The organism is Kaistella sp. (assembly GCF_049588135.1).
Classification (GTDB): Bacteria; Bacteroidota; Bacteroidia; order Flavobacteriales; family Weeksellaceae; genus Kaistella.
In genome coordinates, this window is record NZ_JBAVFG010000186.1 from 1 (window position 1) to 12,444 (window position 12,444).

General features: G+C 34.0%; 7 protein-coding genes. All 7 read right to left on the bottom strand.

Annotated features, from left to right (window positions below):
• Positions 1 to 201: 201 nt before the first annotated feature.
• The 7 genes from WBY99_RS10330 to WBY99_RS10360 all read right to left on the bottom strand — a co-directional run bounded on the left by WBY99_RS10330 (position 202) and on the right by WBY99_RS10360 (position 12,331).
• Entirely contained in the window at positions 202 to 3,909 is a 3,708-nt protein-coding gene (locus WBY99_RS10330; protein WP_423976249.1) for an SNF2-related protein, read from the bottom strand.
• Positions 3,910 to 4,108: 199 nt separating this feature from the next.
• A complete protein-coding gene (gene carB / locus WBY99_RS10335) occupies positions 4,109 to 7,291 on the bottom strand; it encodes a carbamoyl-phosphate synthase large subunit (RefSeq protein ID WP_423976250.1) in 3,183 nt (1,060 codons plus the stop codon).
• Positions 7,292 to 7,336: 45 nt separating this feature from the next.
• The gene (locus WBY99_RS10340; protein WP_423976251.1) at positions 7,337 to 8,809 is read right to left on the bottom strand and encodes a restriction endonuclease subunit R; all 1,473 of its coding nucleotides are present in this window, start codon (positions 8,807 to 8,809) and stop codon (positions 7,337 to 7,339) included.
• A gap of 171 nt (positions 8,810 to 8,980) precedes the next feature.
• A complete protein-coding gene (locus tag WBY99_RS10345; protein ID WP_423976252.1) occupies positions 8,981 to 9,817 on the bottom strand; it encodes a BRO-N domain-containing protein in 837 nt (278 codons plus the stop codon).
• Positions 9,818 to 9,870: 53 nt separating this feature from the next.
• The gene (locus tag WBY99_RS10350; protein ID WP_423976253.1) at positions 9,871 to 10,239 is read right to left on the bottom strand and encodes a four helix bundle protein; all 369 of its coding nucleotides are present in this window, start codon (positions 10,237 to 10,239) and stop codon (positions 9,871 to 9,873) included.
• A gap of 51 nt (positions 10,240 to 10,290) precedes the next feature.
• Entirely contained in the window at positions 10,291 to 11,373 is a 1,083-nt protein-coding gene (locus WBY99_RS10355) for a carbamoyl phosphate synthase small subunit (RefSeq protein ID WP_423976254.1), read from the bottom strand.
• 46 nt (positions 11,374 to 11,419) lie between these two features.
• Entirely contained in the window at positions 11,420 to 12,331 is a 912-nt protein-coding gene (locus tag WBY99_RS10360; protein ID WP_423976255.1) for an aspartate carbamoyltransferase catalytic subunit, read from the bottom strand.
• Positions 12,332 to 12,444: the final 113 nt, after the last annotated feature.

A 12,444-nucleotide genomic window follows, 5' to 3' on the forward strand; every position in this document is an offset into this window, starting at 1 on the left:
GTGTAAACTGCGAATAAGCAGAAACAGAAATGGCTAAAAATGTCGTGAATAGTAATTTTTTCATTTTTATTAAATTTTATTTTTTAAAGATATGAAAAATAGAGAATAGATTTCATGACGTTTTAAAATGTCAAAATCACTTAAACAGAAATTGGTCTCCACTTTATTAAAAATAAAAACGATGAATTTCGTGAATTTAAATTATCGAAATAATTCCTTCACTTCATTAATATTAAACGATTTTTTTTCATCGTCTATAGAAATAATATCCGATGCTACCTTTTTCTTTTTTTGCTGTAGCGAAACAATTTTTTCCTCAATGGTATCTTTACAGATCATTCGGTAGGCCATCACTTTTTTGGTTTGCCCGATTCTGTAACAGCGGTCAATTGCTTGGTTTTCGACCGCAGGATTCCACCACGGATCGATGATGAAAACATAATCTGCCTCAGTTAAATTTAATCCGGTTCCGCCTGCCTTAAGGCTTATTAAAAATACGCGAACATCTGCGTTATTTTGAAAATTTTCTACTCGTTCTTGTCTGTTAGTCGTTTGTCCGTCAAGATATTCATAAGAAATCTGTTCTTCTTCGAGTCTTGTTTTTACAATTTGAAGCATTTTTACAAACTGCGAAAAAACCAAAATTTTATGATTTCCTGTTTTTTCTTTGATATTTTCCATCAATGCTTCGAGTTTTACGGAGTAATTTCCAAAATCCTCTTCACTTGGAATAAGTGCAGTCGAATTACAAATTTGTCTTAATTTGGTTAAACCTTCCAAAATATACATTTGCGATTTTTCTACCCCATTTTCATCAATTTTATTCAATAAATAATCGCGGTATTGATTTTTGAACGTGTTGTAAACGGCACGCTGCTCTTTTTCCATTTCACAAAAAATAATGCTTTCTGTTTTTTCCGGCAATTCGGTGGCCACTTGTTCTTTGGTTCTCCGCAACATAAATGGCGTAATTATTTTACTCAAAGTTTGCGATGCTGCCAACTCTTTTTCTTTATCGATGGCATCCGAAAAATTGTTTTTGAAATGCGTCATATTTCCCAATAGACCGGGATTCAGGAAATTGAGTTGGGCATACAAATCAAAAGTATTATTTTCTATTGGTGTTCCGGTAAGTGCGATTTTATTATATGAATTGAGTAATCTCACCGCTTTATATCTCTTAGAATTCGGGTTTTTTATGGCTTGACTTTCGTCTAAAATCACATAATGAAATTTGAAATCCTTTAAAAATTCAATATCATTTAACAATGAGCCATAGGTAGAAATAATGAGGTCATATTTCTTAAAATCATCTTTATTTTCATGCCTGTTTAATCCTGTAAAAGTGAGCATTTTCAAGGTTGGACAAAACTTTTCTATTTCATTTTTCCAGTTAAAAATTAAGGAAGTTGGCGCGATTATCAACGAGGGTTGAATTTTGGGATTGGTTACTTTCAGATGTTGCAAAAAAGCAATGGTTTGCAAAGTTTTCCCTAAACCCATATCGTCTGCCAAACAACCGCCTAATTGGTTTTTATCTAGAAAAGCAAGCCAGTTCAAACCATGATGTTGGTAATCCCGAAGTTTTGCTTTTATTCCTTTTGGAATGGCAACCGTTTCAATTTCAGCGATGTTCTGTAAACGCATTTTTTTATGATACAGTTCTTCCAGAAAAGCTGGTTTTGCATCCATTTCCTGATACAGTTCATCGATAATTCCGAACTGATAATTTGACATTTGTATGCCGTTTTTCTTTACTTCTCCCGTTTTAAAATAATTAGCAAATTTTTTCATCCATTCTTCGGGAAGAATTCCGAGGGTTCCGTCGCCGAGCGTTACATAATTGGATTTTTTTATAAATGCTTTCTGCAATTCTTTAATATTCACTTTTTGATTGCCAAAACTGATATCAATTTCGATATCAAACCAATCGATATCCGACTTTAAATTCACTTGAATGACGGGTTTATTCAAATTAAATTTAAACGATTTTAAATCATTTGCACCAAAAACAGTCATTCCCAATTGTTTCATTCTTTCGATGGAATGTAACATCCAATAGTTTTCGAAAAGTTCCTCGGGAGTCAGAAAAAAGATATTTTCCTGGGTTTCAAAATTGGGATGAAGACTTCGGAATTCCTCAACAAAATTATCTTCAAAAGATTGATTTCTTTCCAATAATTTTTTCTGATTTTCATCAAATAAAAACTCTGTAGAAAGTACATCTACCAATTGTTCTTTATATTTCACCGCCAGTTTAAAAGTGATGAATTCTCCGACATAATCAGTAAGATAAACTTGTTTTTCTAAGAATTCTTCATTAGTTTTCGTTTTGCTCTTTTTTAAAACAGCCGACTGAATTTCGAATTTTTTAGATAATGGTTTGATGATTTTATCAAAAAATTCCGGAGTATCTTTTTTAAGGTAATTAATTTCTGAAAACTTTTGATAATGCAAAATATAAGCAGATAATCTTGCATCTGTAATCGGAATGATGAGATTATCCAAAAAAATATAAAGTGGCGAAATCTGCAATGCAGAAGCATTTAGATTGTAATTTTCATCTTCAATACAGAGTTTCGCTTTCAAAGTATAGAAGTAAGGCGTTTCGGTTAAACTGAAAAATAATTTGAGGTCTTTATTTTCAATTTTTGCTGGTGTAAGGTTTTTGCGAACCAAACTTTTGCCTGCATCAAAAATAAAATTGAATTTATTTTCTATCAATTTCAAAAAATCTGCATTGGCAGAAACGGCCTTCTTTAGGTATTGAATGTCTTTAGAAGACTTATATTTTACTAAACTCCGATCAATTTGGATGGTTTTTAAGATCAGTGTTTGTTCTTCTGCGCTATCATAAACCATCAAAGCGTCCTCAAAATTGCTGGAATTTATTGGGACTACAGAAGAAGAAAAATCGGTTTTGGTTTTGTTATATTTTGCTTGAAAAAGGCTTGTTTTGGTAAAGGCTTTTCGGTAAAATTCAAAAAAAACACCCAACCCAAAATCATCAGCCACTTTGGAAAACTGGGGAAGTTTGATTGATAGATCATCTAAATCGTTCTCCACCAAGATGGAAATATCCCGAGAATTTGAAACCAAATTATCTACTTTGTAACTCGCCTGAAAACCTTTTGATGTTAATTGGAAATTAAATATAGAATGATAATCTTCTTCGAGCGAAAAACCATTATCAACCACAATTTTCTCCATTTTTTTCTGAAAATAATCTTCGGTGAAAAAATCGTTACCAAAAATTTTTACAATATTTTTTAATGCTGTTGCCAAATGTTCACACATCTTTTTATGTTTAGCACAACTGCATTTAAAATCTAAACGATTTGTTTTGGGATCAAATTTCAAAACCTGATTATAGCTGTACCAACCTTTTAATTGGAAATGGACTTCATTTTTATCAACTTCAACAATTTGAAGTTCATCCGGACCTTTATGTCGGTTATCAGGTTTTATCGTCCATTCTTCAATAATTTCATCAGTAATTATTGCCTCTGGCAGAAAAATCTTATCAGACTGATACTTTATTTCCGGAATTGTTTTTTTTATTTGAATAATTTTTGCGGGAATAATAATTCCAAATAAATCTACATTTTGACCAGTCGTGATGGCATTTACAATTTGATCTGCATAATTAACAATAATTGTATTCAAAGAAGCGATGACGTGTTTACAAATTCCCGGATAATTATTTTTATAAGGACAATTGCAGGAAGTCTCAATTCCATTTCGAAAATCAACAAAAATTCGATAATCGTATCCCGAATTTCCATCATAAGTAAACTCAAAATGGGAGTTAGAATGGCTGACCAATTTAGGATCTACGTAATAAGAATTACTTCTGGAGTTGGGATTGCTATTGTCTTTGATGTATTTTTTAATGGTTTTAACATCCATTCTTTATATAATTTTTTTCAAATATATAAAATGATTTTTGGGTTGGGCTTGATTATCAAAAAAAAGCGGAATGTTTTTGATAATAACTATAACCACTACCTTGATTTAGGGATTAAATTCCACCTATGTGTCAAAAAGAAACGAGAGAAATTTCTTCCCTCGTTTCATTACTAATGATCTATTTTATCTCTTGTATAAATTACATCACCTCCATTTTAAAACTCATACTCTCAATCACTTTCAAAATCGCTTCCACCGTGTCCATTGAAGTTAAACACGGAACACCGTTTTCTACCGAAGTTCGGCGGATCTGGAAACCATCTCTTTCGGATTGTTTTCCTTTGGTCATTGTATTTACAATGTATTGAACTTTCCCTTTTTGGATGAGATCGATGAGATTAATTTCCGGGTTTTCTTCTATTTTGTAACCGATTTTTGTGCGAACGCCGTGTTCTTCAAAATAATTGGCGGTTCCTTCGGTTGCCCAAATTCGGAAACCTATTTCCTGAAATCTTCGAGCCAATTCGCAAGCTTCTTCTTTGTGTTTATCGGCAACAGTGAAGAGAATTGAACCATGCAACGGAACTTTTCTGCCCGACCCGATTAATCCTTTATATAAAGCTTTTTCCAAAGTGGTATCTTTCCCCATCACTTCCCCGGTGGATTTCATTTCTGGTCCGAGCGAAATATCAACTCTCGTTAATTTTGAAAAAGAGAAAACCGGAACTTTCACGTAAACACCTTCTTTCACTGGAGCCAAACCGTTTTTGTAGCCTAAATCTTTTAATTTTTGTCCGAGAATTACTTTCGTTGCCAAATTCGCCATCGGAATTTCGGTGATTTTCGATAAGAAAGGAACGGTTCTACTCGATCTTGGATTCACTTCGATTACGTAAACTCCGCCTTGATAAAGTACATACTGAATATTCATTAAACCAATCACATTCAGTCCTTTCGCTAATCTTTCAGTATAATCGACTAAAGTTGCGATTTGTTCTGGATTAATATTTTGGGGCGGATAAACTGCGATGGAATCTCCGGAATGAACTCCTGCTCTTTCGATATGCTCCATAATTCCAGGAATTACGACGGTTTCGCCATCGGAAATTGCATCAACTTCCACTTCTTTTCCAGTTAAATATCGGTCAATCAAAATCGGATGTTCCGAATTTTCTTTCACCGCATTCGTCATGTAATGAGCGAGTTCCGTTTCATCATAAACAATTTCCATCGCTCTTCCGCCCAAAACATAACTCGGACGAACCAGCACCGGGAAACCGATTTCATTAGCAATAACCAAAGCTTCTTCTTTCGTAAAACAGGTTTTTCCCAAAGGTTGCGGAATTCCCATTTCCTGAAGTGCGGCTTCAAATTTATTTCTGTTTTCGGCACGATCTAAATCTTCCAATGAAGTTCCTAAAATCTTCACGCCGTGAGCTTCGAGTTTGTCCGCTAAATTAATCGCTGTTTGTCCGCCAAACTGTACTACCACGCCTTTTGGTTTTTCGAGTTCGATGATGTTCATCACATCTTCTTCCGTTAAAGGTTCAAAATATAATTTATCGGAAATGGAGAAATCCGTAGAAACCGTTTCCGGATTATTATTAATAATAATGGCTTCGTAACCCAATTCTTTAATCGCCCAAACCGAGTGAACCGTGGCGTAATCGAATTCTACACCTTGTCCGATTCTGATTGGACCAGAACCCAAAACGATGATTTTTTCTTTATTGGAAGGAACGCTTTCGTTTTCCTCTTCGTAAGTTCCGTAGAAATATGGCGTTTCACTTTCAAATTCGGCGGCGCAAGTATCGACCATTTTGTAAACCGGCATCACTCCGTTATTTTTTCTAAATTCAAAAATTTCTTTTTGAGTTGAATTCCATAATGTTGCGATACTTAAATCTGAAAATCCTAATTTTTTGGCTTCGAGTAAAGTTTCTTTATTAAATTTATTTTCAGCAATTACTTTTTCGAAATCGATGAGTTTTTTAATTTTCCAGATAAAGAATTTATCAATTTTGCTCCATTCTACAATTTTTTCCCAGTCGTAACCTCGTCGCAAAGCATCACCAATAATGAATAATCTTTCGTCATCACAAACCCGAATTCTTCTTTCGATTTCCTCGTCTGTGAGTTCTTCGGCTTGTTTAGATTTTAAACCAATATGTCTTAAACCCGTTTCCAACGAACGAATGGCTTTTTGTAAAGATTCCTCAAAATTTCTTCCGATTGCCATTACTTCGCCGGTTGCTTTCATTTGCGTGGAAAGTCGTCTGTCAGCGGTTTCAAATTTATCAAAAGGGAAACGAGGGAATTTCGTTACGACGTAATCTAAAGCCGGTTCAAAACACGCATAGGTCTTTCCTGTAACCGGATTCATGATTTCATCTAAAGTCAAACCGACTGCAATTTTTGCAGCGATTTTTGCAATCGGATAACCCGTTGCTTTACTCGCCAAAGCCGATGAACGCGAAACTCTTGGATTCACTTCGATGATAAAATAATCGTAAGAATTGGGATCCAAAGCAAGTTGAACATTACAACCGCCTTCAATTCCCAAAGCACGAATGATTTTTAATGAAGAATTTCGAAGCATTTGATATTCTCTGTCAGAAAGTGTTTGAGAAGGCGCAACCACGATGGAATCTCCGGTGTGAATCCCGACTGGATCGATGTTTTCCATATTGCAAACAACAATCGCGTTGTCGTTTTTGTCGCGCATTACTTCGTACTCGATTTCTTTGAAACCTGCGATGGATTTTTCAATCAAACATTGATCAACAGGACTGTATTTCAAGCCAAACTCGGTAATTTCTTTCAGTTCTTCTTTGGTATTGGCAATTCCGCCGCCGGTTCCGCCCATCGTAAAAGCAGGACGAACAATCACCGGATAACCTATTTTTTCGGCAAATTCTAAAGCACTTTCAACATTATTTACAATATCGGAATCGGGAACAGGTTCGCCCAATTCGTTCATTAAATTTCGGAACAAATCCCGATCTTCAGCTTGATTGATGGCTGAAAGTTTCGTTCCTAAAACTTCCACTTTACATTCATCCAAAATCCCGGAATTTTGTAATTCTACCGCCATATTCAAACCGGTTTGCCCGCCCAAAGTTGGCAAAAGCGCATCTGGTCTTTCTTTGCGGATAATGTGACTTACGAATTCCAAGGAAATCGGTTCAATGTAAACTTTGTCGGCAATTTCCACATCGGTCATAATCGTTGCCGGATTGGAATTGATGAGGATCACTTTGTAACCTTCTTCTCTCAAAGACAAGCAAGCCTGAGTTCCTGCGTAATCGAATTCTGCTGCTTGTCCGATGATGATTGGACCGGAACCGATTACTAAAATTGTTTTTATATCGTTTCTTTTCATTTTTTTTATTTAGATTTTGAGAGCCGAGATTATGAGATTCAAGACTTATTTTAAAGATTCTTTTGCTATTAGTTTTTTGATTTTATTAAAAATATCGGGATTGTTTATTTCTTGCCAATTAAATTTTAAATATTTTGTTCGGTCAAAACTTTCATTTATTTTTATATAAATCCAGATATAATCTTTATCACAAATCACAATTTTATTTGCTTCTAATCTTAAAGCATAAGAATGTGCTTGTTGAAAAGTTTCTTCTAAATCTCGATTGTTTTTTATGATAAATTTAGTTTCCAAAAGCATTTTACCTTTTTCATAGCCTTTTGTAGTTTCTGGAAAAAACACATAATCAGGATAATTTCTTTCGCCTCTTCCCATTCTTACAGGTAATTGACGAATCCAATCGTTTTTAGCAAAATTTAAGTTCAGTAAAAAAGGTTCAACAATTTGCAGTTCAACATCACGTTCGTTTTTGCAATTTATATTTGGTTTAAAATCAATAGATGAAAGTTTTGGTAAGATCGAAATATCTTGACCTTTCTCTTCTAACAACTTTAAAATTCTCTTATAATCTTCATTATTAATTTGCGTTCCATTTACGCCTTGAAGATTTTTCTTCACAATTGGAAGATTTTTTAAATGTTCGTCGGTTTTAATTTGAGAAATATGAATTGGCTGAACCTGTTGAATTTTACCTAAAGTGATACTTCCATAATAATGAAAAAACGGATCTCTAACTCCGTCATTTACTGCTCTGCAAATAAAATCAATATTACTTCTTGGCGATAAACAATACATTACAATAATATCTCCTTTTTTGGTATCCTCATTTCCTCCCCAAAAATAGGTGGTTTCTGAATTTGATTTTACCAAATCTGGATAATCATCTTTTGCCGCACCACAAAGCCAAATATTTGTTGGAGTTGGAAGATTTTCAATTTCTTCTTTACCAAAATACTTTGGAGCAAAATCATATAAAAAAGCCCAAAATTCAAATGGATTTAATTCATTGCTTTCTCTAAATTCATGAAAAATTTCACACAATTCTAAATAATAATTTAATCTTTCCAATTTATTTTTACGAAGCGGAACAGATGGAATATTGATATTAAAATTATCGCAAATTTTTTGAAGTTTAGAAAATTCCAATTGAAAAAAATAAGGAAAGAAAAAATCTGGTATTAAATCAGACAAATAGAAAGAATATGGTTCAATAACATTTAATAAATAATTTAATTCATTTGGGTCAATAACATTAAAATAACCATTTTCATCTTCTAAGACCAAACCATTTGTAATAAAATAATTAAAAATATTCTCAGCAGTTTCATTATTTTCAAATTTATTTTTTGAATTAGAAAAAGCATTAATTATTTGATTATAATTTTCTAAAGATTTATTTTTTTCATCAATAAATCTTTTCATGATTTCTTCAAAATTTCCTTCTTCAAAAAGTTTGATAACTTCTTGCCCTTCCTTACTTTCTTTGTAATTATTCCAGATGAATTGATTGAGTTTCATATTTTAAATTTCGGCTAAAGCCAAATTGTTTTTTATATTTTTTAACGTGCTAAAATCGTTTCTATTAATTCTTTTTCAGATAGCGTTCCTCCGGAACGCCTTTTAGTACGTTATTTTGTTCTACACATATATCGTTCCTCCGGAACGACTGCTTTTCATATGAATTTATGGCTACTCTAACCCTTTCGCTTTCCTATCATTCAGCATTTTCTTCGCCGATAAATCGCTCACTACTTTTTTTCCGGTTTTCGATTCCAGTTCCAATCGTGCGACTTTTGCGACATTTCCGCCTTGTTTAGCGACTGTTTTATTTTCATCAAACGTTTCCGGATTTACTGCTTGCGAAATATCTTTGGTTGATGCTTCTGCCAACATATTGAGAATCAATTCGGTGTTGGTCATATTATCGCGAAGATTTTCCTTTTTCAATCCTTTGAACTTTTTATAATCTTTGGTGTTTTTATCGCTCCAGCCTTTTGTAATAATATCTGTGAGAACTGCAAATTGTTGTCCTTCTTTCATTCCGAGGCGTTTCCATTCATCGGTTAATTCCTTCCGGATTTCGATACTTTTTAATCGTTGGTTAATCCAGTTTTCAGAATATCCCAAATTCAAATAATCCTGCATTGCTTTATTAATGCTCAATTCAGGATCCTGCATTTCATCAAGCCGATCGGAACCAACTTGAGCTAACCAAAGTTTAAAAGGTTCCGCCTTTTTCGACGGAATGGATTGGATTAGCCTCAAAAGTTGTTGGGTATCTGCAACATCAGTCAATCTTAATTTTCCATCAGGCGCAGTCATTTTCAACTGTCCGATATTTTCGGACACTTCACTTCCTTCCTTTGTCAGTTTCGATTTCAAGTCGCTCCAATATTTTCTTGGACGCGAATTTTCTGTTAAAATTTCAATCACATCAATGACAGAAAAATACCATTTTTCCTGTTCTTCGTCCCAAACAGAACGGACTTGTTTTTGTTCAAAAAGTTGAATACTTGTGTTTTTCATAAATTTAATATAACAATTTATCAATCTAACAGTGTAACAAATTGAAAATGCACCTAAAGAGTATTCGCATCATCCTTGGACAAACTCGTACTTAAAATTTTGTAAATAATTTTCCCAATAACAATAATCTGTTCTTCCAATTTTTCATCGAACGGATAATTCTTAGAATGTTTACATAAGAACAACCAATATTTCGTTTCTTCAACTTCTTTCGCTGCAATTTTTATTTTATGTACAAAATCTTTTTTACTGTAAGGATTTTGTGCTTCAAATGCATTTGCACCAATACTTGTTCCTGAACGTAACAATTGTTTTGAAATGATGAACTTTCTTTTTTCTTCCAAAAGTTCACAGTAGTCAATAATATCTAAAGAAAACTGAACTGTTTTTTGAAGCAAAGGATTATTTTCAAAATTAATCATATTCGTAATTTTAAGATTGCTACACTTTTAAATTGGACTATTGAGAAATTGTTAAACTGTTACATTCTTAAATTGTTCCATTAGAACAATAAACTCATCAAACAAATAATTCGCGTCTTCCGGACCTGGACTGGCTTCCGGGTGATATTGCACGGAAAAACACGGGTAAATTTTATGCTTCAAACCTTCGTTGGTTTTGTCGTTCAAAGCGATGTGGGTTTCTTCTAAATCGGTGTTTTTTAAACTTTCCTGATCTACGGCGTAACCGTGATTTTGAGAAGTGATCGCGACTTTATTTTTCTTTAAATCTAAAACCGGATGATTTCCGCCACGATGCCCGAATTTGAGTTTAAAAGTTTTTGCGCCACAAGCCAAACCGATTAATTGATGACCGAGACAAATCCCGAAAATCGGAACTTTTCCTAATAATTTTTGAATCATTTCTAAAGCGTGCGGAACATCTTCCGGATCTCCGGGACCGTTGGAAAGCATTATTCCGTCGGGATTTATCAATAAAATTTCTTCGGCAGTTGTGTTTTCTGAAACTACGATGACATCGCAATCTCTTTGAGAAAGTTCCCGTAAAATTCCCAATTTTGAACCAAAATCAACCAAAACCACTTTCAAACCTCGTCCCGGATTGGCGTACGAAGTTTTTGTAGAAACCATTTCCACTTGATTGGTTGGGAAATTGGTCGTTTTTAAAGTTTCAATTACCGAGTTCTCATCAGCGTTTTCATCCACGATTTTTCCTTTTACAACGCCTTGGTTTCGCAGAATTCTGGTTAATCTTCTGGTATCAATTCCGGAAATTCCTGAAAGATTTTTCTTTTGAAAAAATTCATCCAAATCCATTTGACTACGGAAATTTGAAGGAAAATCGCAAACTTCTTTTACGATTAAACCTTTGATGGCGGGTTCAATACTTTCGTAATCATCCCGATTAATTCCATAATTTCCGATGAGCGGATACGTCATACAAACGATTTGCCCGCAATACGAAGGGTCAGAAATCAGTTCCTGATAACCCGTCATTCCGGTATTGAAAACCACTTCGCCGTCAGTTTCCAAATTGGTTCCGAAACCTTCACCGTGAAAAATTTCGCCAGTTTCTAATATTAATTTCTTTTTCATTTTTACTTTTTACTTTTATTGATGACAAGTCTTAACTTGGCTCTTCTTACTTTTTACTTGGCTCTTCAAACTGAAACCCCTTTTCTTCCAAAGCATTTTTCAAAATTGCCATTCTTGCGAAAACGCCGTTTTCCATTTGTTTGAAAATTCGGGAACGGTCGCATTCTACCAAATCATCGTCGATTTCAACTCCTCTGTTAATCGGTGCCGGATGCATAATGATCGCGCCTTTTTTCATCGCTTTCTCGCGGTCTTTGGTTAAACCAAATTTGCGGTGATATTTTTCAGGAGAGAGTTTTAATTTCTCATCGCTTTCATGTCTTTCGTGCTGAATTCTTAATAACATTAAAACATCAACCTCTTTTATCAAATCATCGATGGATAGATAAGTTCCGTTGATAATTGTGCCTTCATCAAACCATTGTTCTGGACCTGAGAAATAAACTTTGGCACCTAGTTTTCTTAAAACCTCTGCGTTAGAATTTGCTACACGACTGTGTTTTACATCTCCCACAATTCCTACTTTTAAGCCTTTAAATTTCCCGAATTCCTGGTGAATGGTCATTAAATCTAAAATATTTTGTGACGGATGATTTCCAGTTCCATCGCCTCCATTAATAATTGCAATATCAATTCCTTTGAATTCATCATAAAATTTTTCTTTTTTATGACGGATAACGCAAAGATCAATTCCCAAACTTTTTATTGTTTTTACAGTGTCGTAAAGTGATTCCCCTTTATTTACAGAACTTGCGGAGATATCAAAAGGAACGACATTCAAACCTAGTTTTCTTTCGGCAACGTCGAAACTTGTTTTTGTTCGTGTACTGTCTTCAAAAAAAAGATTAGAAACATAGATTTCACTTTTGGCTTTCAAGACTTTACCTTTTGAAAACTCGTCGGCTTGTTGAAGCAATTTGTTAATTTTTTCTACGGATAAATCGGCTGTTCTAAGCATAATTTTTAGTTTTTAAATCAAAAAAAAACGAAGCCAAAATGACTTCGTTGTTAATAAATATCGTAATTATCGGCATTGCTGCCTTTATGTAAATCGTCTAATGGAAATATTCT